The organism is Novimethylophilus sp., from assembly GCF_036504375.1.
Lineage (GTDB): Bacteria > Pseudomonadota > Gammaproteobacteria > Burkholderiales > Methylophilaceae > Novimethylophilus.
The window spans coordinates 36,822-60,382 of the sequence record NZ_DASXVH010000038.1 but is presented as its reverse complement, the minus strand read 5'-3'; the positions used below and the strand labels follow the sequence as shown (position 1 = coordinate 60,382).

The 23,561-nt window shown below is 63.1% G+C and carries 26 protein-coding genes and 1 pseudogene; 23 read left to right on the top strand and 4 right to left on the bottom strand.

All coding sequences use genetic code 11. The features are described 5' to 3' along the window. A pseudogene (locus tag VGK14_RS05275) lies at positions 1–93 on the bottom strand (IS1595 family transposase); the annotation flags it as partial. A gap of 131 nt (positions 94–224) precedes the next feature. Between VGK14_RS05275 and VGK14_RS05270 the strand changes: the two are divergent. Beyond that, the gene (locus tag VGK14_RS05270) at positions 225–632 is read left to right on the top strand and encodes a hypothetical protein (RefSeq protein WP_331507884.1); all 408 of its coding nucleotides are present in this window, start codon (positions 225–227) and stop codon (positions 630–632) included. A 629-nt stretch (positions 633–1,261) separates the two neighbouring features. Here VGK14_RS05270 and VGK14_RS05265 read toward each other — a convergent pair. Together VGK14_RS05265 and VGK14_RS05260 are read right to left on the bottom strand one after the other, a co-directional pair. Further along, a complete protein-coding gene (locus VGK14_RS05265; RefSeq protein ID WP_331507883.1) occupies positions 1,262–1,474 on the bottom strand; it encodes an ACT domain-containing protein in 213 nt (70 codons plus the stop codon). Next, a complete protein-coding gene (locus tag VGK14_RS05260) occupies positions 1,384–2,403 on the bottom strand; it encodes an HD domain-containing protein (protein ID WP_331507882.1) in 1,020 nt (339 codons plus the stop codon). Before VGK14_RS05260 ends, VGK14_RS05265 begins: the two co-directional genes overlap by 91 nt. Before the next feature lie 256 nt (positions 2,404–2,659). On the opposite strand from VGK14_RS05260, the gene VGK14_RS05255 reads away from it, so the two are divergent. The 21 genes from VGK14_RS05255 to VGK14_RS05155 all read left to right on the top strand — a co-directional run bounded on the left by VGK14_RS05255 (position 2,660) and on the right by VGK14_RS05155 (position 22,292). After that, positions 2,660–3,271, top strand: coding sequence for a HyaD/HybD family hydrogenase maturation endopeptidase (locus VGK14_RS05255; RefSeq protein WP_331507881.1), 612 nt, complete (start codon positions 2,660–2,662; stop codon positions 3,269–3,271). Between the two features lie 3 nt (positions 3,272–3,274). Further along, positions 3,275–3,580, top strand: a complete 306-nt coding sequence (locus tag VGK14_RS05250) for a HypC/HybG/HupF family hydrogenase formation chaperone (protein WP_331507880.1) — start codon at positions 3,275–3,277, stop codon at positions 3,578–3,580. Beyond that, the gene (locus tag VGK14_RS05245; protein ID WP_331507879.1) at positions 3,577–4,053 is read left to right on the top strand and encodes a hypothetical protein; all 477 of its coding nucleotides are present in this window, start codon (positions 3,577–3,579) and stop codon (positions 4,051–4,053) included. Before VGK14_RS05250 ends, VGK14_RS05245 begins: the two co-directional genes overlap by 4 nt. An 11-nt stretch (positions 4,054–4,064) precedes the next feature. Further along, on the top strand, positions 4,065–4,925 hold the full coding sequence (locus VGK14_RS05240) for a hydrogenase expression/formation protein (protein WP_331507878.1): 861 nt from the start codon (positions 4,065–4,067) through the stop codon (positions 4,923–4,925). Positions 4,926–4,927: 2 nt separating this feature from the next. After that, positions 4,928–5,140: a rubredoxin gene (locus VGK14_RS05235; RefSeq protein ID WP_331507887.1), complete on the top strand. Its 213-nt coding sequence runs from the start codon at positions 4,928–4,930 to the stop codon at positions 5,138–5,140. Continuing rightward, positions 5,137–5,655, top strand: coding sequence for a [NiFe]-hydrogenase assembly chaperone HybE (gene hybE, locus VGK14_RS05230; RefSeq protein WP_331507877.1), 519 nt, complete (start codon positions 5,137–5,139; stop codon positions 5,653–5,655). The genes VGK14_RS05235 and hybE overlap by 4 nt, the downstream gene beginning before the upstream one ends. A 2-nt stretch (positions 5,656–5,657) precedes the next feature. Then, positions 5,658–6,737, top strand: coding sequence for a nickel-dependent hydrogenase large subunit (locus tag VGK14_RS05225; RefSeq protein ID WP_331507876.1), 1,080 nt, complete (start codon positions 5,658–5,660; stop codon positions 6,735–6,737). Continuing rightward, positions 6,730–7,071, top strand: coding sequence for a hydrogenase maturation nickel metallochaperone HypA (gene hypA / locus VGK14_RS05220; RefSeq protein ID WP_331507875.1), 342 nt, complete (start codon positions 6,730–6,732; stop codon positions 7,069–7,071). The genes VGK14_RS05225 and hypA overlap by 8 nt, the downstream gene beginning before the upstream one ends. 12 nt (positions 7,072–7,083) lie before the next feature. After that, a complete protein-coding gene (hypB, locus tag VGK14_RS05215) occupies positions 7,084–8,019 on the top strand; it encodes a hydrogenase nickel incorporation protein HypB (RefSeq protein ID WP_331507874.1) in 936 nt (311 codons plus the stop codon). 8 nt (positions 8,020–8,027) lie between these two features. Then, positions 8,028–9,182, top strand: coding sequence for a carbamoyltransferase HypF (locus VGK14_RS05210; RefSeq protein ID WP_331507872.1), 1,155 nt, complete (start codon positions 8,028–8,030; stop codon positions 9,180–9,182). Positions 9,183–9,185: 3 nt separating this feature from the next. Beyond that, complete coding sequence (locus tag VGK14_RS05205; RefSeq protein ID WP_331507871.1) at positions 9,186–9,410, top strand: HypC/HybG/HupF family hydrogenase formation chaperone; 225 nt, start codon at positions 9,186–9,188, stop codon at positions 9,408–9,410. Continuing rightward, positions 9,407–10,546, top strand: a complete 1,140-nt coding sequence (gene hypD, locus VGK14_RS05200; protein ID WP_331507870.1) for a hydrogenase formation protein HypD — start codon at positions 9,407–9,409, stop codon at positions 10,544–10,546. The genes VGK14_RS05205 and hypD overlap by 4 nt, the downstream gene beginning before the upstream one ends. Then, positions 10,543–11,595: a hydrogenase expression/formation protein HypE gene (gene hypE, locus VGK14_RS05195; protein ID WP_331507869.1), complete on the top strand. Its 1,053-nt coding sequence runs from the start codon at positions 10,543–10,545 to the stop codon at positions 11,593–11,595. The genes hypD and hypE overlap by 4 nt, the downstream gene beginning before the upstream one ends. A gap of 1 nt (position 11,596) precedes the next feature. Then, entirely contained in the window at positions 11,597–13,318 is a 1,722-nt protein-coding gene (locus VGK14_RS05190) for a hydrogenase maturation protein (protein ID WP_331507868.1), read from the top strand. Beyond that, positions 13,315–14,775: a sigma-54 dependent transcriptional regulator gene (locus tag VGK14_RS05185; RefSeq protein ID WP_331507867.1), complete on the top strand. Its 1,461-nt coding sequence runs from the start codon at positions 13,315–13,317 to the stop codon at positions 14,773–14,775. Before VGK14_RS05190 ends, VGK14_RS05185 begins: the two co-directional genes overlap by 4 nt. Beyond that, entirely contained in the window at positions 14,693–15,778 is a 1,086-nt protein-coding gene (locus tag VGK14_RS05180; protein WP_331507866.1) for a HupU protein, read from the top strand. Before VGK14_RS05185 ends, VGK14_RS05180 begins: the two co-directional genes overlap by 83 nt. A 157-nt stretch (positions 15,779–15,935) precedes the next feature. Then, positions 15,936–17,384 carry a nickel-dependent hydrogenase large subunit gene (locus tag VGK14_RS05175; RefSeq protein WP_331507865.1) on the top strand — a complete coding sequence of 483 codons (1,449 nt, stop codon included), beginning with the start codon at positions 15,936–15,938 and terminating at the stop codon, positions 17,382–17,384. 10 nt (positions 17,385–17,394) lie between these two features. Then, positions 17,395–17,841, top strand: coding sequence for a nickel-responsive transcriptional regulator NikR (gene nikR / locus VGK14_RS05170; protein WP_331507864.1), 447 nt, complete (start codon positions 17,395–17,397; stop codon positions 17,839–17,841). 5 nt (positions 17,842–17,846) lie between these two features. Further along, positions 17,847–19,196: a sensor histidine kinase gene (locus VGK14_RS05165; RefSeq protein ID WP_331507863.1), complete on the top strand. Its 1,350-nt coding sequence runs from the start codon at positions 17,847–17,849 to the stop codon at positions 19,194–19,196. Positions 19,197–19,406: 210 nt separating this feature from the next. Continuing rightward, entirely contained in the window at positions 19,407–20,213 is an 807-nt protein-coding gene (locus VGK14_RS05160) for a nickel transporter (protein WP_331507862.1), read from the top strand. A 48-nt stretch (positions 20,214–20,261) separates the two neighbouring features. Continuing rightward, positions 20,262–22,292, top strand: a complete 2,031-nt coding sequence (locus tag VGK14_RS05155; RefSeq protein ID WP_331507861.1) for a TonB-dependent receptor — start codon at positions 20,262–20,264, stop codon at positions 22,290–22,292. Between the two features lie 83 nt (positions 22,293–22,375). On the opposite strand, the gene VGK14_RS05150 is transcribed toward VGK14_RS05155, so the two are convergent. Further along, positions 22,376–23,056 carry a helix-turn-helix transcriptional regulator gene (locus VGK14_RS05150; RefSeq protein ID WP_331507860.1) on the bottom strand — a complete coding sequence of 227 codons (681 nt, stop codon included), beginning with the start codon at positions 23,054–23,056 and terminating at the stop codon, positions 22,376–22,378. Positions 23,057–23,371: 315 nt separating this feature from the next. Here VGK14_RS05150 and VGK14_RS05145 point away from each other — a divergent pair, with 315 nt between their 5' ends. Then, positions 23,372–23,560 carry a hypothetical protein gene (locus VGK14_RS05145; protein ID WP_331507859.1) on the top strand — a complete coding sequence of 63 codons (189 nt, stop codon included), beginning with the start codon at positions 23,372–23,374 and terminating at the stop codon, positions 23,558–23,560. Position 23,561 lies beyond the last annotated feature (1 nt).

Here is a 23,561-nt window from a genome sequence, read left to right as displayed (position 1 = left end):
CGCCGTGAAATCCAGGGCAAAACACCTTACAAGCTGTCTGAATTTAGCCTCGCTGATTTTAGAACGTCGGTAATACCTGTTTTTACTAACCATATTAGGAAGTTATCACACCTTAATCGGTGCTTTGCTTCCTAAGACCCTTTGTATTAATTTGAACATCCTCAAAATCGTCAGAACTAGACCTCTGTTGTAGTCATGACCCTAGATTTATTATGGAAGCGGAGATGAGCCAATATTGGACTGTAATAATTTCCTTAGTAGCTGGTGCTGCTGGGTTTCTTATTGTAACGTTTTGGTTTCAGCCAATTTTGCGTTATCGCTCGATCAAGTATCAAATAATTTCAGACCTGTACTTTTATGCAAATGCAGTAAACGCTGAAGGACTCAATGGCGAAATGCAAGAAAGGATGAAAAAAAGAATTCAGGCGGACCGAAGAAATTCATCTGACCTTGAAGCGTGCCTCCCAATCTTGCCAGGCTGGTATAAATGTTGTCTGAAAATCCGTAATGAAGAAGTTGAAAAAGCCGTGGTTGAGCTGCTTCGGCTATCTCACACCTTTGACCATATGGAGGCAGCGAACTCAGTAGATCGAATCAAGAAATATCTTCGTATCGAGACTGACCGGTTATGAACCCATTTATGTTTTCAACCAGGCGCGGTATGACAATGGCGTCGTGGCCTCGCCGGATAACGCGGTTTTAGGCCCTTCTCATAAGGTAACGAGCATGGATAAAGTGACTGCACTCTCTTTATTGCTTTCCTCCCCGCGCTTTGTAACGCGCAGGATCCAATCGCAACCAAACTTCAGTGTGAGGGTACCTATAGCAATTACACCACACCAGATATACGAGATATGTCCATTATAAAGCATATATATCGAAATATTAGGTGACCATGTGAAAATACTTGGAGCCCTGGGCTTTGATTCGACTTACTCTGTGATCAACCGGCTAGAAAATGGGCTCGGCATACAACTTGATTCCAATAATTCATACAGCGGTTTCCTCAATCGGTTTAGCGGGCAGTTATGGCTAATGGAGAAGGGTGAAGTCAGAAGTGATGGAAGTTTCAAAATAAGGCAGGGTATTAGTGCGCTATGCAGCAAAGCGCACTCACTTTTTTAGCGGTGAATATATAAATAGTAAAACAAATCGTTACATCACAAATCTCGTCAAACTCTGCTCGATGCGGACGAGCCAAACGTGATGCACCCTTCTGCCAAATTTGTCCGAACTGACCTTGCCCCTTGCCGGATAGTACCTAAGCCCGCCGCCGCGCCACGATCACGTTCGGCACCTGCCTGATCAGCGCCAGCAGGCGCTCAAGCTGCTCAAGATCGGCTATCCCGATCGAAAACTGCATCATCGCCAGGTTGTTCCGGCTCAGGGTATTGGCCTTGGTGGCGTTGACCTTTTCCCGGACGAACAGGTCGCTGATGTCGCACAGCAGGCCCTGGCGGTCGTGGGCTTCCACTTCGATGTCGACCTCCGCGCTGACGTCCATGCCGCCCCACTGGGCGTCGAGCAGGCGGTCGCGCCGGTCCTGTGGCAGGCGGGCGATGAAGGCGCAGGCCATACGGTGGATGCGCCGCGATCGCGCGTGACGTAGCCGACAATCGCATCCGGCGGCGCGGGTTTGCAGCATTTGGCCATGCTGGTCAGCAGGTTGCCGACGCCTTCGACCATGATCCCGATCGGGGATGGCGGGGCGATGGTGTGTCTGGGGGCGAATGGCTTGGCGGCTTCTTCAGGCTTGGGTGCCGCTTCTTCCTGGATGGCGAGGGCGATTTGATGCTCGCTGACGTCCCCGCGGCCGATGGCCGCAAGTAGATCCTCCAAGTTTCTGGAAGTGCAGTTTCTGCGCGTTTTTTCCTGGTTGACGGCGCCAGACAGGCGGCGCATGGTCTGCGTGCGCTCGGCGAGTTTGATCAGCACCACGCGGATGTCTTGCACCATGGCCAGCAGCATCTTGCGCAGGCTTTCGATCTGCTGGGCATGGTCGCCATTTTTCCGGTCCGGGTCGTGCAGGCATTCGATCTCGCTGAATTCCTGGATTTGCTCCATGCGCGAAATACCTTCGACCAGGCCGGCGATGCCGGCGCCGAAACGGGTTTCCAGCGTTGCCCGCCAGTCGTCCAGATCATCTGGCACTGCAGGCAGGATGGTGGCCGCGATCGTTTCCACGTCCATGTTCATGCCGATGAGGATGGACGCCGCACCCAACGCGTGCTGCATCAGCGGCGCGCCGGTCAACTCGGCGTGACCGGCATAGAGCGGGGCAGCCAGGTCGCAGGCACGGCGGATCACTTCGATTTCGGCGGGCGGGAAACGTTGCTTCAGGGATTCAAGCCACGATGAAACATCGTCTACGCCCGAAGCGAGTAATGCAGAGGCGGAAACCATGGAATATTATCGCATCAATGCAAAGCTCATGGATTGGACAGGCTGCGTTTGACGTAATTCGAATGTTGGTGAATTTCATGCAGCATGAAACAAGGATGTCGGAAAAGCGCCAAACTGGTAACAAACATTCCAATAACTACATCAGGTTTTCGGCCGGTGGAATCCAGCATGCTGATTTTATGGATTATTTGTTTCAGCGCCAACTTGGCACGTCCGGTGCTATGTTACATATACCGTAACAGTTGCGAATCAGGACATGAAACGAACCGAACTGCTGGTGCTGGGCATCGGCAACATCCTGTGGGCGGATGAGGGCTTCGGCGTGCGCTGCGTCGAGGCGCTAGACGCAGCCTATGAATTCGGCGACAAGGTCACGCTGATGGACGGCGGTACGCAAGGATTGTACCTGCTGCCTTATGTCGAGGATGCGCGCCACCTGATCGTGTTCGACGCGGTGGATTATGGCATGCAGCCGGGCGAGATGGTGGTGGCGACGGACAACGAAGTGCCGCGTTTCATGGGTGCGAAGAAGATGAGCTTGCACCAGACCGGGTTTCAGGAGGTCATCATGAGTGCCGCATTGATCGATAAACTGCCGGAATCCATGGTGCTGATCGGCGTGCAGCCGGAGCAACTGGAAGATTACGGCGGTAGCCTGCGCGACGTGGTCAAGGCGCAGATTCCGCATGCGCTGGATATCGCGCTGGAATGGATGGCGCGCTGGGACATTCCCTGCCATAAGCGCAGCATTCCGCGTCCAACAGCCGGCGCCCTTGAAATATCGGCCTACGAGGCCGGCCGCCCTTCGGCGGAAGCAGCTTGCCGCATCGGCGACGACCGCATTCTGGCCGGGATGGCGCGTAACTGAATCATGTGTCTCGGCATCCCGATGCGGGTGGTCGAAATCGAAGGCATATTTGCCTGGTGCGAAGGGCGCAACGGCCGCAGCCGCATCAACACCATGCTGCTGGGCGATGTGGCGCCGGGGCAGTGGCTGCTGACTTTCCTCGACACCGCGCGCGAGGCCATCGGCGCCGAGCGTGCGGCGCTGATCGATTCCGCGCTGGATGCGCTCGATCGGATTGCCGCCGGAAACGGCGACTTCGACGATTGCTTTGCCGACCTGATCGACCGGGAGCCGCAGCTGCCGGATTTCTTGCGAAAGGAACAATCATGAACGCATCCGCCGCCTGGACGCCGCCGCGCTCCGCCATGAGCCGGAACTTCGGCGGCCTGCTGGACAGGCTGGTAGCCAGGCACAGCATGGCCGACCTCGATGAGGCCGGATTCCAGGCCTTTGCGGAGGCACCGGGCAATGGCGTGGTGCTGTTCACGGAGGAGCCAGACAAGGCGGCGGAAAGCTGGGATCTGGCGGTGATTTTCCCCGACCTGCTGGCGGCCTGTGGTGCCGGGCCGCGCGCCGCCGTGCTGCGTCCCGGGCGGTCTGCGGCGTTGCAGGCGCGCTTCGGCATCAATCGCCTTCCGGCGCTGCTGTTCCTGCGCGATGGCGGCTATGTCGGCATCATCGAAGGATTGCGCGACTGGGGCGATTTCGTTGTCGAATGCGCGGAAATGCTGCAAAAACCGGCCGGCCGCGCTCCCACGATCGGCATTGCGGTGACGGCGGCTGCGCCTTCAAGTTGCCATTAGGAGGTTGCGAAATGCGTGAATTCCCCATCCCCGTCGTCGCTTTCGGCCCCGGCTCCCATCCCGAGGCCGACGAAGCGGAATTTCTGCCGATGCCGCGCGACATGGAGGCTTTCTCCATGCCCAGCTACAACCTCGAGGCCGATCCGCAAACCCTTGCCGCCGCCTGCGGACTGATCGAGCGGTTGTGCGACGCCATGCTGCATGTGCCGCTGCACGGTCCGGGCAGGCCGCGCATCGAACTGATGGAGCTTGCCCCGCAGGTGGTCGAGCTGGTCAACCAGTCGCTGGGGCATGGCGAGGTCAGCATCCTGGTGCGCGAGCCGGTCACCCTGCGTATCCAGGAGACGGTGTTCGCCGGCATCTGGCGCGTCCAGGAGTTGTCGCCGCAGGGGATATTGCAGCGCGATGCCATCGTTGCCGGCGCCATTCCCTACGCGGTGCAGCAATCCGCCGAACTGGCGGCGTCAAACGGCGTCAAGGCGCCGCCACTGCGCGATGGCATCATGAACGCGCCGGCCATCCTCAACGAACTGCTGGATAAATCGCGCAGCCACCAGGCCGGGCAATCCGCGCACGTGGTCAACTTCTCGCTGTTGCCGGTTTCGCCGGAAGATATGGAATACCTGTTCGAAGCGTTCGGCGTGGGGCCGGTGACCATCCTGTCGCGCGGCTACGGCAACTGCCGCATTACCAGCACGCGGCTGGCCCATGTGTGGTGGGTGCAGTATTTCAACAGCATGGACCAGATCATCCTCAACACCATCGAGGTGGTGGACGTGCCCGAAGCGGCGCAGGCCGCCGCCGAGGACTACGCCGACAGCATGGAGCGGCTAGGCGAGTGGCTGGCGGCGATGAAGGCGGAAACCGTGTGAACATGTTCGAGGGATCGTACCTTGGCGACGACAGCAAGATCGGTGCTGTCACGCAACTGGAATGCGGCATCTGCTGGTGGGTGTACGATCCGGCGGTAGGCGATCCGGTGTCGCATGTGCCGCCCGGCACGCCGTTTTCTGCGTTGCCGGAACACTGGCGCTGCCCCAACTGCGATGCGCCGAAACACAAGTTCATGGCGAAGGGGGAGGCGTGAACGGGGAGCATCCGGCAGCGGAACTGGAGCGGGTATTCGCCCACATTGCCGCCACGCGCATGGCCGGCCTGCCCATCCTCAACCCGGCGTTGCGCGTCGAGGCGGTCGGTTTCCGCGCGTGGGAGGGGCGCTGGATCGGCGTGCTGGTGACGCCGTGGACGATCAGCCTGGTATTGCTGCCGGGCACGGGCGCACCGCTGGAACCGTTGCTTCTGGACCAGAAACGGGTGTGGAATTTCCCTTCCGGCGCCTACCAGTTCATGGGGCTGAACGAGGACGAGCTTGGGGCGTGCCATATCTGTTCGCTGATTTCGCCGGTGGCGGAATTCCCCGTTCACGAAGATGCGGTGGCCGTCGCCCGCGAGGCGATCGCTGCGTTGTTCAGGGAAACCCGGGCCGGGCATGGGGAAGACTTGGCAGGCATGATGGAGGATGCCAGACTGCGGGGTGAATCGCTCGCCCGCAAGAACCTGTCGCGGCGCGACTTTTTGCGTGTGTCCTTTCTGCGGAACTGACCTTGGCCGATACCGGCAAACTGAGCCTGCGCATCCACTGGGATGTCAAGGCGGTCGGGAAGGTGGAAATCGCCTCTTCGCGCCCGCAAGCGTTCCAGCTGCTCAGGGCCAGGGCGCCGGAGCACGCCGTGCAGATGGCGCCGCTGCTGTTCAGCCTGTGCGGCAAGGCGCAGGGCGCGGCAGCGGCCGCCGCAGTGGCGGCCGCGCAAGGCCGGGCGTTGCCGGATGCGGCAGGACTCGAACGCAGCATCGCCTGCGAGGCGCTGCAGGAGCACCTGTGGCGCCTGCTGCTGGATTGGCCGATACTATTCGGCCTGCCGCGAATGCAGACGGAATTTGTGCGCTGGCATGGCATGCTGCGCGAGATCGCCGCCGGGCGCGGCGAGATGCGCGCCTTGCGGAGCGAACTGGAGCATGGCTGGCTGGGCATGTCCGGCGACGGGTGGCGCACGCTGGACAGCTGCCGGGCCTTGCAGTCCTGGTGGCATGAGTCGGACAGCCCGGCGGCGCACCTGCTGGCGGCAATCGACGAAGCAGGCGACGGCGTGCAGGCTGTTTGCACGCCCCTGCTTCCGGCGTGGGGCGCAAACGACGCGCTGCTTGCCTGTGCCGGCAGCTGGACGCCGGATTTTGCCGCGCGGCCGGCGTGGGCTGGCCGCCCGGCGGAAACCGGGGCGCTGGCCTGGCACGCGGCAAAACCGCCGCTGCGCGATATGCTGCACCGGCGCCCTTCCAGGATACTGGCGCGCGTGCTGGCACGGGCGTACGATGTGCTGGAACTGGCGGACGCAACTGCTGCACCGCGCCTGGACCGGGCATCGGCGGAGAAGGGGGCCGGCCTGGCCGTGGTGCGGACGGCGCGCGGCCTGTTGATGCATCATGTGCGCATCGCGGCGGGGCTGGTGGAAGATTATTGCGTGGTGGCGCCCACCGAATGGAATTTTCATCCGCGCGGCGCGCTGGCGGAGGGGCTGAACGGGATGACGGAGAACGACGAAGCGCGCCTGGTGAAGCTGGCCGGAATTCACGCGCTGTCGCTCGACCCATGTGTGGAATACGGGATGGAGGTGTGCCATGCATGAAATGTCGCTGGCCGAAGGCGTGCTGCAGATCATCGAGGATGCCGCGCGCAGCCAGGGTTTCCGGCAGGTCAGGACGGTGTGGCTGGAAATCGGCCCGCTGGCCGGGGTCGAAAAAGAGGCCATGCGCTTCTGCTTCGAGGTGGTGATGCGCGACAGCATCGCCCACGAGGCGCGGCTGGAAATCGTCGAGACGCCGGGGCAGGGCTGGTGCATGCAATGCGCCTCTAGCGTGCCGGTCGCCGAACTGTTCGGCGCCTGCCCGCAGTGCGGCAGCCATCAGGTGCAGGTGACGGGCGGCAATGAAATGCGCGTGAAGGAACTGGAAGTGGAATAGGAGGAAACGGCAATGTGTACGACATGCGGCTGCGGAACAGGTGAAACCAGGATAGACGGGGAGGCGCTGCCTCGGGAACACGGCAGGCACTACCACGTGCATGCGGATGGCACCGCGCACGATCACGATCATTCCCACGATCACGACCATGCCCACGGCCTGATGCACTTCGGCGCCGGCCCGGCCGGAACCCACGCTCCCGGCATGAGCCAGGCGCGCATGGTGAAGATCGAGCGCGACATCCTCGCCAAGAACAATGCCTATGCTCGCGAAAACCGCGGCTGGTTCGCCGACCACGGCATCTTCACCCTCAACCTGGTATCCAGCCCCGGTTCCGGCAAGACCACGCTGCTGGTCAAGACCGTCGAAGCCCTGAACGGCCGCCTGCCGCTGGCAGTGATCGAGGGCGACCAGCAGACCGACAACGACGCCGCGCGCATCCGCGCCACCGGCGCGCCCGCGCTGCAGATCAACACCGGCAAGGGCTGCCATCTGGATGCGCATATGGTGGGGCATGCCATGCAGCGACTCGGGTTGCACGACGACAGCCTGCTGCTGATCGAAAACGTCGGCAACCTGGTGTGTCCGGCCGGCTTCGACCTGGGCGAAGCGCACAAGGTGGCGATCCTGTCGGTGACGGAAGGCGAGGACAAGCCGCTCAAGTACCCGGACATGTTCCGCGCGGCAAGCCTGATGCTGCTCAACAAGTGCGACCTGCTGCCCTACCTGGACTTCGACGCCGACCTCGCCGTGGAGAACGCGCGCCGCGTCAACCCGGCCATCCAGGTTGTCCGTCTCTCGGCTACCGGCGGCGAGGGTATGGCGGAATGGCTGGCCTGGATCGAGGCCGGCTGCCGCGATGCCGCAGCCGCCAAACGGCACAGCGTGGAAACGCTGAAGCAGCGGGTGGCCGAGTTGGAAGCCCGGCTCGCCGCAGTGCAGGGATAAGGGCAGCAATGCGCGCTGTCGCGGCAGCTTCCGAACCGGCGACGGACTGCGTCGAGCGGGTCATCCGCTTGCCGGGCGCATCCAGACCGGTGCTGGCGATGGGCGCGTGGTTCAAGAACACGCTGTGCGTGACTTCCGGGCGACAGGCCTTCGTCAGCCGCAGCGCCGGCGATCTCGACACCCCCGAAGCCTGCCGCGCCCATGAGGCCATGGCCTATGCGCTGCTCGGTTGGCTCGGTGAAAAGCCGCATGCCATCGCGCACGACTTGCACCCGGATTTCTACTCCAGCCGCTGTGCGGCCATGCTGGCCTCCGAACTTGGCGTGCCACTGGTCGCGGTGCAGCATCATCACGCCCACATCGTGGCGGTGGCGGTGGAGCACGGCTTTGAGGAACCGCTGCTGGGGCTGGCGCTGGACGGCGTGGGGCTGGGCAGCGACGGCAGCGCCTGGGGCGGCGAGTTGTTGCGGGTGGATGGTGCCGGCTTCGAGCGTCTGGGATATTTGCGCCAGCTGCCGCTGCCGGGCGGCGACCGCGCAGCGCGCGAGCCGTGGCGCATGGCCGCGGCGGCGCTACACGAAACCGGCCGCGGCGGGCAAATTTCCGTGCGTTTCGCCGATGAGCCGGGCGCGGCGGCGGTGGTCGCCATGCTGCAACGCGGCCTCAATTGCCCGCCGACTTCCAGCGCCGGGCGCCTGTTCGATGCCGCGGCGGGCCTGCTGGGGCTATGCCGGAGGATGGAATTCGAGGCGCAGGCCGCCATTGCGCTGGAGCAGGCGGCGACGCGCCATGTCGAAACCCACGGCATGCCGCAGCCGCTGCCAGGCGGCTGGCAGGTGGACGCCGACAACCGGCTCGATCTGCGGCCGTTGCTCGGCCAGCTTGCCGAAGCGGGCGATGCCGGGGCGGGCGCGGCGCTGTTTCACGCCACGCTGGTCGCCGCGCTGGCGAACTGGGTGGCGCAGGCGGCGCGGGATACCGGTATCGCCACGGTTGCCTGCGGCGGCGGATGTTTCCTGAACCGGCTGCTGTCGGCGGGATTGCGGGAAGCCTTGGCCGCGCGCGGCATCGTCATGCTGGCGGCGCGGGCCATGCAGCCCGGCGATAGCGCCATAGCCCTGGGCCAGGCCTGGGTGGCGCAACGGATTTTACGAGGAGGTTGAAGCATGTGTCTGGCCATACCGGCACGCATCGAGGAAATGAGCGGGGCTGATGCCGCGGTCGTCAATCTGGGGGGCGTGCGCAAGGAAATTTCGCTGGCGCTGGTGGAAGGCGTGGATGTCGGCGACTACGTCATTGTCCATGTCGGTTATGCCTTAAGCCGGCTGGACCCGGACGAGGCCGAGAAAACACTGGCCTTGTTCGCCGAACTGAATGGTGTGGCATCATGAAATACGTCGACGAATTTCGCGACGGCAAGCTGGCGCGCAATCTTGCTGCCAGCATCACGGCCGCGATCCTGCCCGACCGCAGCTACAGCTTCATGGAGTTCTGCGGCGGCCATACCCATGCCATTTCGCGCTATGGCATCGCCGAACTGCTGCCCGCCAACGTGCGCATGATTCACGGCCCCGGCTGCCCAGTGTGCGTACTGCCGATCGGCCGCGTGGACAACGCCATCCGGCTGGCGCTGGAGCACGGTGTGATCCTGTGCAGCTACGGCGACACCTTGCGCGTCCCGGCGTCGGACGATCTTTCCCTGCTCAAGGCCAAGGCCCGCGGCGGCGACGTGCGCATGGTGTATTCCAGCGCCGATGCCCTGCAGATCGCCCGCGACAACCCGCAGCGCGAGGTGGTGTTTTTCGCGATCGGCTTCGAAACCACCACCCCGCCCACCGCGCTGGTGATCAGGCAGGCCGCCGCCGAGGGGCTGTCCAACTTCAGCGTGCTGTGCAACCACGTGCTGACGCCCTCGGCCATCACCCACATTCTTGAGTCGCCGGAAGTAAGGCAGTACGGCACCGTCCCGCTGGACGGCTTTATCGGTCCGGCCCATGTCAGCACCGTGATCGGCAGCCGGCCCTATGAGCATTTCGCCGAGGAATACCGCAAGCCGGTGGTGATCGCCGGGTTCGAGCCGCTGGACGTGATGCAGGCCATCCTGATGCTGGTGCGGCAGGTGAACGACGGCCGCGCGCAAGTGGAGAACGAATTTACCCGCGCCGTCACGCGCGACGGCAACGTGAAGGCGCAGGCGCTGGTTTCGGAAGTGTTCGAGCTGCGGCGCAGCTTCGAATGGCGCGGGTTGGGCGAAGTGCCGTATTCCGCGCTGAAAGTGCGTCAGGCCTTTGCCTGGTTCGATGCCGAGACGCGCTATGGGCTGGATTATATTCCGGTGGCCGACAACAGGGCCTGCGAGTGCGGCGCCATCCTGCGCGGCGTAAAAAAGCCGCAGGACTGCAAGCTGTTCGGCACCGCCTGCACGCCTGAGTCACCGATGGGTTCCTGCATGGTATCGAGCGAGGGCGCCTGCGCGGCGCATTACACCTACGGGCGGTTCAAGGACATCGCGGTGGCGGCGGCATGAACGGCAAGCTTAAAAAGCATTACGTCCGTGCGCTGGACATCCGGAACGGCCGCGTCGACATGAGCCACGGCAGCGGCGGGCGGGCGATGGCGCAACTGATCGAGGAACTGTTCGGGCGCGCGTTCGACAACGACTTCCTGCGCCAGGGCAACGACGGCGCGCTGCTGCCGCAGGCTCACGGCCGGCTGGTGATGGCCACCGACGCCCACGTGGTATCGCCGCTGTTCTTTCCCGGCGGCGACATCGGCAGCCTGTCGGTGCACGGCACCATCAACGACGTGGCGATGATGGGCGCGCGGCCGCTGTACCTGTCGGCTGCCTTCGTGCTGGAAGAAGGCTTTCCGCTGGCCGATTTGCAGCGCATCGTGCAATCGATGGCGTCGGCAGCGCGGGAGGCCGGCGTGTCCATCGTCACCGGCGATACCAAAGTCGTGGAACAAGGCAGCGCCGACGGCATATTCATCGCCACCACCGGCGTCGGCGTCGTGGCCGACGGCATCGATTTATCTGGCGCCCATGCCCGCCCCGGCGATGCCATCCTGGTTTCCGGCAGCATCGGCGATCACGGCATTGCCATCATGAGCCGGCGCGAGAACCTGGCGTTCGACGTGCCGATCGAATCCGATACCGCCGCACTGCACGGCTTGGTCGAGGCCATGCTGGAATGCGGGGCCGCCATCCGCTGCCTGCGCGACCCGACCAGGGGCGGGCTCGCCGCCACGCTCAACGAAATTGCCACCCAGTCCGGGGTCGGCATGCTGCTGGACGAAGCCGCCATCCCGGTCAAGCCGGTGGTGGATGCAGCCTGCGAGTTTCTCGGCCTGGATCCGCTTTATGTCGCCAATGAGGGCAAGCTGGTGGCGATCTGCGCGGCGCGGGATGCCGAACGCCTGCTGGCCGCAATGCGGGCGCATCCGCTGGCGCGGGAGGCCGCCGTCATCGGCACCGTGCACGAGGATCGGCACCATTTCGTGCAAATGAAAACCGGCTTCGGCGGTCATCGCAATGTGGACTGGCTGGCCGGCGAGCAGCTGCCGCGGATTTGTTGAAATGCGTATCCTGTTTCTCACCCACAGCTTCAACAGCCTTGCGCAACGTTTGTGGCTGGAGTTGACCGCTCGCGGCCACGAAGTTTCGGTTGAGTTCGACATCGCCGACACGGTAACGGAGGAGGCTGTCGCGTTGTGGCGGCCGGATATCATCGTCGCGCCTTTCCTCAAGCGCGCGATTCCGGCCTCGATCTGGTCGCGCCACGTCTGCCTGGTGGTGCATCCTGGCATCGTCGGCGATCGTGGGCCGTCATCGCTGGACTGGGCGATCCAGCAAGGCGAGACAGAGTGGGGAGTCACCGTGCTGCAGGCCAACGCGGTGATGGACGGCGGTGATATCTGGGCGGCGGAGACTTTCTCCATGCGGCCGGCGAAAAAATCCAGCCTGTACCGCAACGAGGTGACGGAAGCGGCGGTGCGCGGCGTACTGTCCGCGCTGGATTGTTGGCCAGACTATCAGCGCGGCATCTGGCGACCGATGCCGCTTGACTACGGCGATGCCGCGGTGCGCGGGCGCGAACGCCCGGCGATGCGGCAGGCTGATCGGGAAATCGACTGGCAGCACGATGATACGACTACCGTGCTGCGCAAGATACATGCGGCTGACGGCTCGCCCGGTGTGCGCGACATCCTGTTTGGTCAGCCGTGCCTGCTGTTCGATGCGCGGCTGGCGCATTACGCGGGTGAGCCCGGAGCATTGCTGGGCCGTTCCGGCGCTTTCCTGCTGCGCGCTACCGTCGATGGTGCGGTATGGATCGGCCACGCAAGACGTCCCGACCGGCCGCAGCCGATCAAGCTGCCCGCGGCGGTAGCCTTTGCCGACGAGGCGGTGGTGTTGCCGGAACTGGGCGGGGCCGACGATATCCGGTATGAGGAAATCGGCGAGGTAGGCTTGCTGCATTTCGATTTCTACAATGGCGCGATGTCCAGCGGCCAATGCCTGCGGCTGTGCGCCGCTTTTGCCGCCGCCCAGGAGCGGCCGACCAGGGTGCTGGTGCTGATGGGCGGAGAAGACTTCTGGTCCAATGGCATCCACCTCAACCGCATCGAGGCCGCCGACAGCCCGGCGGACGAGTCCTTGCGCAACATCGAGGCGATGGACGACCTGGCGCTGGCTATCCTGCAAACCCACGACAAGCTGACGGTGGCCGCGTTGCAAGGCAATGCCGGCGCCGGCGGCTGTTTCCTGGCGCTGGCGGCGGACGAAGCGTGGGCGCGCGATGGCATCGTCCTCAACCCGCACTACCGCAATATGGGCAATCTGTACGGTTCGGAATACTGGACCTATCTGCTACCCAGGCGCGTCGGGATGAAGCGGGCGCAGCAGATCATGCATAACCGCCTGCCGCTTTCCGCCAAAGGCGCGGCGGAGGAGCATCTGCTGGATGCCTGCCTGGACGCCGAGCCGGCGGCGTTTCGCACCGCAGTGAAGCATCGGGCACAAGCGCTGGCCGCCGCGCCGGATTACGCAGAACGGCTGGCCGCCAAGGGCGCGTGCAGGGTCTGCGATGAAGCAAAAAAACCGCTGGCCGCCTACCGCGCCGAGGAGTTGGCCGAGATGCGGCGCAATTTCTACGGCTTCGACCCCAGCTATCACTATGCGCGCCAGCATTTCGTCTTCAAGCAGCCGCACGCATGGACGCCGCGCCACCTGGCGCTGCACCGCGATCTGGCTCCGCAGGTCCCGCCGGGGCTGGAAGCTTTGGTCGCGGAGCCGACATGAACGGCCATCGAACAAGCCTGCCCGCAGTGCTGGTCGTGGACGACGAAGTGCGCTCGCAGGAAGCGCTGCGCCGCACGCTGGAAGAAGAATTCACCGTACTGACCGCTTCCGGCGCGCGGGAAGCCCAGGCCATCATGGAAGGCGAGTTCGTGCAGGTGGTGCTGTGCGACCAGCGCATGCCGGAAACCACAGGCGTCGAATTCCTGAAGATCGTGCGCGAACGCTGGCCGGACGCGGTGCGCCTCATCATTTCCGGCTATACGGAAACCGAGGATATCATCGCCGGCATCAACGACGCCGGCATCTACCAGTACATCCTCAAACCCTGGCACCCGGACGCGCTGCTGCTGACGGTGCGCGCCGCCGCCCAATTGTACGATCTGCAACAGCAGACCCAGCGCATGAACCTGGAACTGCGCACCGCCGAACCGGTGCTAAGGCAGCGCGTGGAAGCAAAGCGGGAGAAGCTCAAGGATCATTACGAGTTTGCGCGCATCACCCGCGCTGCGGCCAGCCCGCTCAACCAGGTCGTGGAGCTGGCGGCACGTGTCGCGGGTTGCGACATCGCGGTGCATATTTCCGGCGAATCGGGCACCGGCAAGGAGCTGCTGGGACGCGCCATCCACTACAGCAGTCCGCGCACCGGGCGCGCCTTCGTGATCGAAAACTGCGGTGCCATGTCCGACCAGCTGCTGGAATCGGAACTGTTCGGCCATAAGCGCGGCAGCTTCACCGGGGCGTTCGAGGACCGTGTCGGGCTGTTCGAGCAGGCCGACGGCGGTACCATTTTTCTGGACGAGATCGGCGACACCTCGCCGGCGTTTCAGGTCAAACTGTTGAGGGTCTTGCAGGAAGGCGAGATCCGCCCGGTCGGCAGCTCGCGTTCGCGCAAGGTGGACGTGCGCGTGCTCTCCGCCACCAACCGCGACCTGGAAGAGGAAGTGCGGCGCGGGCGTTTCCGCGAAGACCTCTACTACCGCCTGACCCAGTTCGTGCTGCAGGTGCCGCCGCTGCGCGAACGCAAGATGGACATCCCGCTCATTGCCTTCGACCTCTTGGGCGCGGCAGCGCGGGGCATGGGCAAGGATACGGCGGGCTTCACCCCGGAGGCGCTGGACTGCCTCGCGCGCTACCACTGGCCGGGCAACGTGCGCGAGCTGCACAATGAAATCCTGCGCGCCTTGACGCTGGCCGACGGGTCGCATGTCGGCGCGCACCTGTTTTCGCCCAAGGTGCTGCGTGCGGCGCCCGAGGAAGATGCCCCCGACATGAGCGTGCTGGCCGGCCTGGACGGCGGCCTCAAGGAGCGCATGGAGGCGCTGGAGGCGCGCGTGCTGCGCGAAACCCTGATCCGCCACCGCTGGAACAAGACCCGTGCGGCGGGCGAACTGGGCCTGTCGCGCGTCGGGCTGCGCAGCAAGCTGTCGCGCTACGGTCTGGAGAAAAAAACTGAATAGCGCCGCCCCCCTCAACCTGCTCTGGCTGCAATCCGGCGGCTGCGGCGGCTGCACGCTGTCGCTGCTCAACGCCGACTGCCGCAACCTGTTCGACACCCTGGAGGGCTTCGGCATCCGCCTGCTGTGGCATCCCTCCCTGTCCGAGGAAAGCGCGCAGGAAGCACGCAGGATCATGGCCGACTGCGCCAGCGGTGCCACGCGGCTCGATATTCTCTGTCTGGAAGGCGCGGTGCTGCGCGGCCCGCACGGCGGCGGCGGCTATCATCGCACGACCGGCGGCGATGCCATGATGGCGCTGGTGGAACGGCTGGCGCGTGTCGCCCGGCATACGGTGGCGGTGGGCAGCTGTGCGGCTTTCGGCGGCGTCACCGCCGGCGGCTGCAACCCGGCGGACGCGTGTGGATTGCAATTCGAGTCCGATACTCCCGGTGGGCTGCTGGGCAAGGATTACCGGGCGCACAGTGGCTTGCCGGTGGTCAACATTGCCGGTTGCCCGACGCATCCCAACTGGGTGATCGAAACCCTGGCCGCGCTGGCTTCCGGCCTGCTGGATGCCTCCGGGCTGGACGCTTTCCAGCGTCCGCGCCTGTATGCCGACCACCTGGTGCACCACGGCTGCACCCGCAACGAGTACTACGAGTTCAAGGCCAGCGCGCACAAACCGTCCGATCTTGGCTGCCTGATGGAAAACATGGGCTGCAAGGGCACGCAGGCCCATGCGGACTGCAACATCCGCCTGTGGAACGGCGAAGGCTCCTGCACGCGCGGCGGCTATGCCTGCGTGTCCTGCACCGAACCCGGTTTCGAGGAGCCGGGCCATCCGTTCGCCGAAACGCCCAAGATCGCCGGCATCCCGGTCGGCCTGCCCACCGACATGCCGAAGGCCTGGTTCGTGGCGCTGGCGTCCTTGTCCAAATCGGCTACGCCCAAGCGCGTCAAGGAGAATGCCGTGGCCGATCATCAGGTGGTGACGCCGGCGGTAAAAAAGACGCGCTGGAAATGAAAGGTTATTCCCAAAATTATTGCGCTTACCAGTTTGGGGTTGCGCGGTGCTCGAAATCCTCATGTACTACTTGTACATTCCGGTTTCTGCGCTCCGGGCGCCCCCAAACTGGTTGCGCTCGCTACATTTTTGGAACAACTTTCGATAAGGGTGGCCTATGACGACGCGCCGCGTGGTCGGCCCTTTCAACCGCGTGGAAGGCGATCTCGAACTGACGCTGGAGATCGCCGATGGGCGGGTACAATCGGCTTACGTCAATTCGCCGATGTATCGCGGCTTCGAGCAGATTCTCAAGGGCAAGCATCCGCTCGATGCGCTGGTCTATGTGCCGCGCATTTGCGGCATCTGTTCGGTGGCGCAGTCAGTTGCGGCCGCCCAGGCGCTGGCGCAGGCGATGGGGCTGCAAGCCCCGGAGAATGGCCGTTTGGCATCCAACCTCACGCTGGCGGCGGAGAACCTGGCCGACCATCTGAGCCATTTCTACCTGTTCTTCATGCCTGATTTCGCCCGCGCGGCTTATCGCGACCGGTCGTGGTTCGCCGATGCGCAGGCGCGTTTCAAGGCGGTCACGGGCAGCGCCACGGCTGACGTGCTGCCGGCGCGCGCCAAGTTCATGCACATGATGGGCTATCTGGCCGGCAAATGGCCGCACACGCTCTCCCTGCAGCCGGGTGGTTCGGCGCGCCCGCTGGAAGAGGCGGAGAAATTGCGGCTCGTTATCCTGCTGGCGGAATTCCGTGCCTTTCTGGAGCGCACCCTGTTTGGCGACCGGCTGGAGGCAGTGGCCGCGCTGGATTCGGAAGCCGCATTGCTGCGCTGGATGGAACCCCGCGCGACACAGGCCGATTTCCCGCGCTTTCTCGCCATGGCGCGCGATCTGGAATTGCACCGGCTGGGGCGGGCGACCGACCGCTTCATGAGCTACGGTGCGTATCATGATGGCGCGGCGCCTCTGTTCCCACCCGGTGTGTGGGATGGCGACTTGCAGGCGCTTGACGTATCTTCCATCCGCGAGGATGTCTCGCACAGCTGGATGACCGGTGAGGCCGCGCTGGCGCCGGCCGAAGGCTATACCCTGCCGCAGCCCGGCAAGCCGGGCGCGTATTCCTGGTGCAAGGCGCCCAGGCTGGACGGCCGCGTGGTAGAGACCGGCGCGCTGGCGCGGCAGATGGTGGCCGGGCACCCCCTGATCCGCGATCTGGTGGCGCGCCACGGCGGCAATGTCACTGCGCGCGTGGTGGCGCGGCTGCTGGAATTTGCGCGTGTGCTGCCGGTGATGGAAAACTGGGTCAGGCAGATACATCCCGGCGCAGCGTTCTGCTTTCCCGCCACGGCACTGGATAACGCGCGCGGCATGGGTCTGGTCGAAGCCGCGCGCGGCAGCCTGGGGCACTGGCTGGAGGTGTGCGAGGGTAAAATCCATAACTACCAGATCGTCGCGCCCACTACCTGGAATTTTTCCCCGCGCGATGCCGCAGGTGCGCCCGGCCCCCTGGAACTGGCGCTGATCGGCGTGGCGGCGGAAGAGCATACCGAAGGCGCACCGGTTGCGGTGCAGCACGTGGTGCGCTCGTTCGATCCGTGCATGGTGTGTACTGTTCACTGATAGGCGCCATATGCAACGCTTCACCATTTCCCTCGACGAAAAGCTGGCCAATGAGTTTGACCGGCTGATCCGCGAGCGCGGCTACCAGAACCGTTCCGAGGCGATGCGCGACCTGCTGCGCGGCAGGCTGGATGCGCTGCGCATCCAGCAGGCGCAGGCGCCGTTCTGCGTGGCCAGTCTGTCCTATGTCTACAACCATCACGAGCGCGACCTGGCGGAGCGGCTGACGGAGCTTCAGCACCAGCACCACGACCTGGTGGTGGCGTCTACCCATGTCCATCTGGATCACGACGACTGCCTGGAAACCGCCATCCTGCGCGGGGCGACCGAGGACGTGCGGCGCTTTGCCGATGCCGTCACGGCGCAGCGCGGCGTGCGTCACGGGCAGCTCAACCTGGTGCCGGTGGAGATGGAAGGCGGCCATCATCACCATGCCCACAGTCATCCGACGACGTAACCCGAATGAGCATCGACAGCGGCAATTCTCCCTTTGAAAGCCTGGCGCAGGCAACGCCGCCGGAGGCCCTGTCCGAGGCCACCTGGATCGAGGTGATCCGCAAGATGGACGAGGTGTACAACGAGCTGTTGCAATACGAGGTGGCGCTGGAACAGAAGAACGCCGCGCTGGAAGAGTCGCAGCAGTTCATTTTCAGCGTGCTTACCTCGATGTCGGATCTGCTGGTGGTGTGCGACCGCCACGCCGTGATCGAGGAGGTGAACCAGGCGCTCATCAATTTCACCGGCAAAAGCGAGGCGCAGCTCAAAGGCGCGAAACTGGCCTCGCTGTTCGCCGAAGCCGGTTCCCGCGAGTCGGCGGAGCGTGTGATCGCCCGGCTGGCGTCGGAACCGGCGCACGATCTGGAACTGCAGTTCCGCACCCGCGACGGCGGTGCCACGCCGGTGGCGCTCAACTTCACTCCGCGTCTGTCCGGCGCCGGCAAGCTGCTCGGCGTGGTCATCACCGGCAGGCCGGTAGGCGAGTTGCGGCGCGCCTATCGGGCATTGCGCGAGGCGCATGATGCGCTCAAGCGCACCCAGCAGCAGTTGCTGCAATCGGAAAAAATGGCGTCATTGGGACGGCTGGTGGCAGGCGTGGCGCATGAACTCAACAATCCGATCAGTTTCGTGCTGGGCAACGTGCATGCCATGCGGCGCTACACCCCGCGCTTCAAGCGCTACCTCGATGCGGTGCATGCGGGCGCCAGCCACGAGGCGCTGGCTGGGTTGCGCGAAGAACTGCACATCGACCGCATCCTCGACGATCTCGCCCCGCTGCTGGACGGCGCCATCGAAGGCGCGGAGCGTACGCGCGACATCGTGGACGGCCTCAAGCGCTTTTCCGCCGCCGATCGTAATGAAAATGTACAGTTCAATCTGGCCGAGATCATCGAGCGCTCCGCGCATTGGGTGACGCGCGCCACGCCGCCGGGCTTCCGCGTCGAACTGGAACTGCCGGAACGATTGCCGGTGGCGGGGTCGCCGGGGCAGATGCAGCAGGTCATCATTAACCTGGTGCAGAATGCCGCCGACGCTACTGACGGGATTTCTGAGCCCTTGCTAACGGTGTGTGCCTGGCAGGAAAACGGCGAGATCGCGGTAGCGTTCCACGATAACGGTCCCGGCATCGCCGCCGAAGCGCTGGACAAGATTTTCGACCCGTTCTACACCACCAAGCCGGTCGGCAAGGGTACCGGGCTGGGGTTGTCCATCAGCTACGGCATCGTCGAACGCCACGGCGGCCGGCTCTCCGCCGGCAATCTGCCGGAGGGCGGCGCGGAATTCGTACTGCGCCTGCCTGCGGTGACCTGCTGAATCGGAAAGTTTCCTTCCGTTTTACGCACCATATTGGTAACCTTAGGATTTGTTATCTGCCAAAAATATCTTCACCCTAAATTTAGAATTACTTGTGATTGTTTATAAACCAGCATGTTATCAATCATCTCATGCCCCTGATTGCAGCGCAGTTATCTGGCATGCTTCTTGTTATGAAGATATGGATAAAACTTCATACCGGAGTCGGGCATGGACAACACCTTATATCCGCTGATCGTGCTGGCCTTTGTGCTGGGCGCCAAACACGGGCTGGATGCCGACCATCTGGCGACCATCGACGGCATGACCCGTTTCAATGCCGCTGCTGGCCGCCTGCGTCTGGCGCGTCTTTGCGGATTGTTGTTCTCGCTGGGGCATGGCGCCGTGGTGTGCGTGGCGGCAGTCGCCGCCGGACTGCTGTTCAGCCAGGCAGCGGTGCCGGGCTGGATGGACGCGGTGGGCGCCTGGGTGTCGGCGTTTTTCCTGCTGCTGCTGGGCGCGCTCAACCTGCATGCCGTGTTTTCCACCCCCCATCATGAAGTGGTGCGCCTGGTCGGCGTCAAGGGGCGTTGGCTGGGAAGACTGAAGTGCGCCGGCCATCCGGCCATGGTGGCGCTGGTGGGCGCGCTGTTTGCGCTTTCCTTTGATACGCTCTCCCAGGCGGCGCTGTTTTCCGCTTCCGCCGCACACCGCGGCGGCATGGTATACGCGTTGCTGCCGGCGATGTTTTTCATGCTCGGCATGATGGCGACCGATGCCGCCAATGGCTGGTGGATTTCGCATTTACTCAAGCGTGCCGACGCCACCGCCCGTGCCGCCTCGCGTATCATGGGATTGACCGTGGCTGTACTCAGCCTTGCCGTGGCTGGACTGGGCTTGTCGCGCCGTTACCTGCTCGAAGCTGCCGCCTGGCAGGAAGGCCGCGAACTGGCGCTGGGTGCCGCCGTCATCTGCATCGTGGCGTCCGCTTTTCTGCTCGCCCGCTATTGGCCGCGCCGAGCTGCGGCTATCGCCTGATTTTTCCGTTGTCATGCAACTGCCGTTGGCAATGCTGCGGAAAGCGGTATGAAGAAAAACTGTTTTGTCTTACTGCTGCTCGCCGCTGCGTTTCACGCCCAGGCGAACGAGTCGCTGACAACGAACGATGTGGAGGTGACGGCGACGCGGATCAACCTGATCGGCGTGGCGGACAGCGCCAGCCAGGGTGTCGTGCCGGCTGACCGCATTGCCAATGTGCCGCTGCTGCGGCCGGGCGAGGTGCTGGAACAGACGCCGGGGCTGATCGTCAGCCAGCACTCCGGCACTGGCAAGGCCAACCAGTACTACCTGCGCGGCTTCAATCTGGACCACGGCACCGATTTTGCCGTCTGGCTGGAAGGCATGCCGGTCAACATGCCGACCCACGGGCATGGACAGGGTTATGCCGACGCCAATTTTCTCATCCCGGAACTGATAGACAGGATCGAATTCAAGAAAGGGCCGTATTTCGCCGACGAGGGCGATTTCTCGGCGGCGGGGGCGACGCATGTCTATTACGCTCGCCACCTGCCGCAATCCATCGCCAGCATGGGCTGGGGCGAAGACGGCTTCCGCCGCCTGTTGTTCGCAGGTTCGCCGCAGCAGGCAGCCGACGGGCGCCTGACTTACGCGCTGGAGGCGCACACCTACGACGGCCCGTGGGACAACCCGGAAAACCTCGGCAAGCTGAACGGGTTGTTACGCTGGAGCAGCGGCGACGCCGAACACGGCTTCGACCTGCTGGCCATGGCCTATCGTGCGCATTGGGATTCCAGCGACCAGATTCCGCTGCGTGCAATCAATTCCGGGCTGATCGGACGGTTAGGCGCGCTCGACCCTACCGACGGCGGGAACACGCACCGCTACAGCCTGTCCGCCGACTGGCGCGGCGGCCCGTGGCAGGTCAATGCCTATGTCATCGACTACCGGCTGAACCTGTTTTCCAACTTCACTTTTTTCCTGGACGATCCGGTCAACGGCGACCAGTTCGAGCAGTTCGATCAGCGTCGCGTATACGGAGGTTCGGCGATGCGCCGCTGGGAGATGGATCTGGCCGGCCGGCCGCTGGAGCAGTCGTTCGGCATGCAGGCGCGTTATGACCGCATTGCTACAGTAGGGTTATATCACACCGTCGCACGCCGGCGCATCGGCACGGTGCGCCAGGACCGCGTTGACCAGATATCGGCGGCACTGTGGTGGCAGGCCAACTGGCAGGCGACGGAACGGCTGCGCGCTACGCTGGGGCTGCGCGGAGACCGCTACGATTTCGACGTGACGAGCGATAATCCGCTCAACTCCGGAAAAACCAATGGCGCCATCGTCAGCCCCAAGTTCGGCCTGGCCTGGCGCGCGGGCCGCGATACCGACCTCTACTTAAACTGGGGGCGCGATTTTCACAGCAACGACGGGCGCGGCGCCACCATTCGCGTCGATCCCCAAAGCGGAATACCTGTGAGCCCGGTGAATCCCTTGGTTCGTGCGACAGGTGAAGAAATTGGGCTGCGCGCGGCCTGGTCGCCCAACTGGCATACTACCCTGGCGCTGTTCCGCCTCAACATCGATTCGGAACTACTGTTTACCGGCGATGCGGGAACTACCGAGCCCAGCCGTCCAAGTCGGCGTGAGGGTGTCGAGTGGACCAACCACTACCGGCCTTTGAACTGGATGTATGTGGATGCTGATTTTGCCGTGTCGCGCGCCCGTTTCACCGACGCCGACCCGGCGGGCAGCCATATCCCCGGCGCTGTCGAGAAAACCGCGTCCATTGGCGTTGCGGTAGAGCACGAGCTTGGCTGGTCCGGCTCTGCACGGCTGCGCTATTTTGGCCCGCGCCCGCTGATAGAGGACAACAGCGTACGCTCCAAGGGCTCGCTGCTGGTCAACGGGCGCCTGGGCTACCGCTACAGCAAGAATGTCACGGTTGCGCTGGACGCGCTCAACCTGTTCGACCGCAAGGTTTCCGACATCGACTATTACTACGAATCGCAGCTTGCCGGGGAAGCCGCGCCGGTGCCGGATATTCACACGCACCCTGCTGAGCCGCGCACCCTGCGCCTGACGCTGCAATACCTTTACTGAGGAGGCAACTTCATCGAAGTCATTGAGCAACAGGCCAACGCAATGTGGCAAGGGACTAGGCCCATCGCCATTTTGCCACGGACTTATGACAGGTCCAGCACGATTCCTTCCGCGAGCAGCATCCCTTTGATTCTTTCCAGGTGCAGGTCTTTTTCGGGCGGTTTTTGGTAGGTCAGAAGCGTTTGGGCGATGGATAACAATATCGCCTTGTTGGTCTTATCCAAGGCTTGAACAACTGCCTCGAGTTCTTTTTCCGGATCTCTTCCCAGCAATGCTGCCGGCGGTTTGCCGGTTCCGTGCTGCAGCCATTCGCGCGTTACGCCCAGCGCTTTCGCCAGCCCGGCGATCAAGCTCGATGCGGGATGCTGGTTAAGACCCGATTCAAGTTCGGCGATGGCCGGGCTCGAAACCCCGGCGAGCCGGCTCAATGCAGTCTGCGACAGACCTGCCGCTTCGCGTGCGGCCTTGATGCGTTGGGCTAGCGACGAGGTGAAGGAAACCGCCGGGATTGTTCCGGCTAGTTTCTCAGGATCGGTTTCCAGCACTTTCGCAATATCGAGAAGTGCAGCGGAAGTGAGGCTTAACGGCTCTCCTTTTTCTATCGTGCTGATGATCTCCAGCGATACGCCGGAGAGCTTGCCCAACTCATCAATCGTAAGCTGCTTCTCTACACGGAGAGTTTTGATGCGGTCGCCCAGTGTAGTCATTAGGCTGTCCCTTCGTTGGTAAGTCGCCGTAATCGGCGCAATTTCCAGGCCTGCCATGGCATTTTTATTATTTGGCTCATGAGTGCCGGCACAGGGTTTGCTTGAACGGTTTGATTATGAGTGCAGGCAATGCTGCAAGTCTAGAAATAGATTGTTCGATGTGTCAAGGAATCTGGGATTGCAACATGGATATTAGAATATATATAATGAGATGCTGTAGTCTTGTTTTTTTATGTAATGCTCCCTGTAAGAAGTGTGGCTTTGATGCCGCTCGGGTCCTTGGGCTCTGAGCGGTATTTTTTGCCTGCAAATGCAGGGTATCCATGCCAACCGGAGTGAGAGTCGAATCTCGCGTTAAATTAGGAGATGGAAATGGCTATCAGCAGCGCTACCAATTCAGCGTCTATATCTGCGACGAATATTCAGCGACCGAACCCCGCCAAGGAAGCCGAAGATAAAAAAGCGCTTCAGCAGGCGGAGGTGAAGCCAGCCGATGCCGCGCAGCCGGCCGCAGCTTCACCCTTGTCCACGCTGGGGTCCATCATCAACACGACGGCTTGAA

What these genes read in the sequence shown, in the direction of transcription:
- VGK14_RS05210 (WP_331507872.1), top strand. Translation starts at nt 8,028, where the DNA reads ATGCGCGCTGTCGCGGCAGCTTCCGAACCGGCGACGGACTGCGTCGAG.
- hypD (WP_331507870.1), top strand. Translation starts at nt 9,407, where the DNA reads ATGAAATACGTCGACGAATTTCGCGACGGCAAGCTGGCGCGCAATCTT.
- VGK14_RS05270 (WP_331507884.1), top strand. Translation starts at nt 225, where the DNA reads ATGAGCCAATATTGGACTGTAATAATTTCCTTAGTAGCTGGTGCTGCT.
- VGK14_RS05205 (WP_331507871.1), top strand. Translation starts at nt 9,186, where the DNA reads ATGTGTCTGGCCATACCGGCACGCATCGAGGAAATGAGCGGGGCTGAT.
- VGK14_RS05160 (WP_331507862.1), top strand. Translation starts at nt 19,407, where the DNA reads ATGGACAACACCTTATATCCGCTGATCGTGCTGGCCTTTGTGCTGGGC.
- hypA (WP_331507875.1), top strand. Translation starts at nt 6,730, where the DNA reads ATGCATGAAATGTCGCTGGCCGAAGGCGTGCTGCAGATCATCGAGGAT.
- VGK14_RS05175 (WP_331507865.1), top strand. Translation starts at nt 15,936, where the DNA reads ATGACGACGCGCCGCGTGGTCGGCCCTTTCAACCGCGTGGAAGGCGAT.
- VGK14_RS05145 (WP_331507859.1), top strand. Translation starts at nt 23,372, where the DNA reads ATGGCTATCAGCAGCGCTACCAATTCAGCGTCTATATCTGCGACGAAT.
- VGK14_RS05250 (WP_331507880.1), top strand. Translation starts at nt 3,275, where the DNA reads ATGTGTCTCGGCATCCCGATGCGGGTGGTCGAAATCGAAGGCATATTT.
- hypE (WP_331507869.1), top strand. Translation starts at nt 10,543, where the DNA reads ATGAACGGCAAGCTTAAAAAGCATTACGTCCGTGCGCTGGACATCCGG.
- VGK14_RS05155 (WP_331507861.1), top strand. Translation starts at nt 20,262, where the DNA reads ATGAAGAAAAACTGTTTTGTCTTACTGCTGCTCGCCGCTGCGTTTCAC.
- VGK14_RS05165 (WP_331507863.1), top strand. Translation starts at nt 17,847, where the DNA reads ATGAGCATCGACAGCGGCAATTCTCCCTTTGAAAGCCTGGCGCAGGCA.
- nikR (WP_331507864.1), top strand. Translation starts at nt 17,395, where the DNA reads ATGCAACGCTTCACCATTTCCCTCGACGAAAAGCTGGCCAATGAGTTT.
- VGK14_RS05185 (WP_331507867.1), top strand. Translation starts at nt 13,315, where the DNA reads ATGAACGGCCATCGAACAAGCCTGCCCGCAGTGCTGGTCGTGGACGAC.
- VGK14_RS05235 (WP_331507887.1), top strand. Translation starts at nt 4,928, where the DNA reads ATGTTCGAGGGATCGTACCTTGGCGACGACAGCAAGATCGGTGCTGTC.
- VGK14_RS05240 (WP_331507878.1), top strand. Translation starts at nt 4,065, where the DNA reads ATGCGTGAATTCCCCATCCCCGTCGTCGCTTTCGGCCCCGGCTCCCAT.
- VGK14_RS05245 (WP_331507879.1), top strand. Translation starts at nt 3,577, where the DNA reads ATGAACGCATCCGCCGCCTGGACGCCGCCGCGCTCCGCCATGAGCCGG.
- hypB (WP_331507874.1), top strand. Translation starts at nt 7,084, where the DNA reads ATGTGTACGACATGCGGCTGCGGAACAGGTGAAACCAGGATAGACGGG.
- VGK14_RS05190 (WP_331507868.1), top strand. Translation starts at nt 11,597, where the DNA reads ATGCGTATCCTGTTTCTCACCCACAGCTTCAACAGCCTTGCGCAACGT.
- VGK14_RS05260 (WP_331507882.1), bottom strand. Translation starts at nt 2,403, where the DNA reads ATGGTTTCCGCCTCTGCATTACTCGCTTCGGGCGTAGACGATGTTTCA.
- VGK14_RS05150 (WP_331507860.1), bottom strand. Translation starts at nt 23,056, where the DNA reads ATGGCAGGCCTGGAAATTGCGCCGATTACGGCGACTTACCAACGAAGG.
- VGK14_RS05255 (WP_331507881.1), top strand. Translation starts at nt 2,660, where the DNA reads ATGAAACGAACCGAACTGCTGGTGCTGGGCATCGGCAACATCCTGTGG.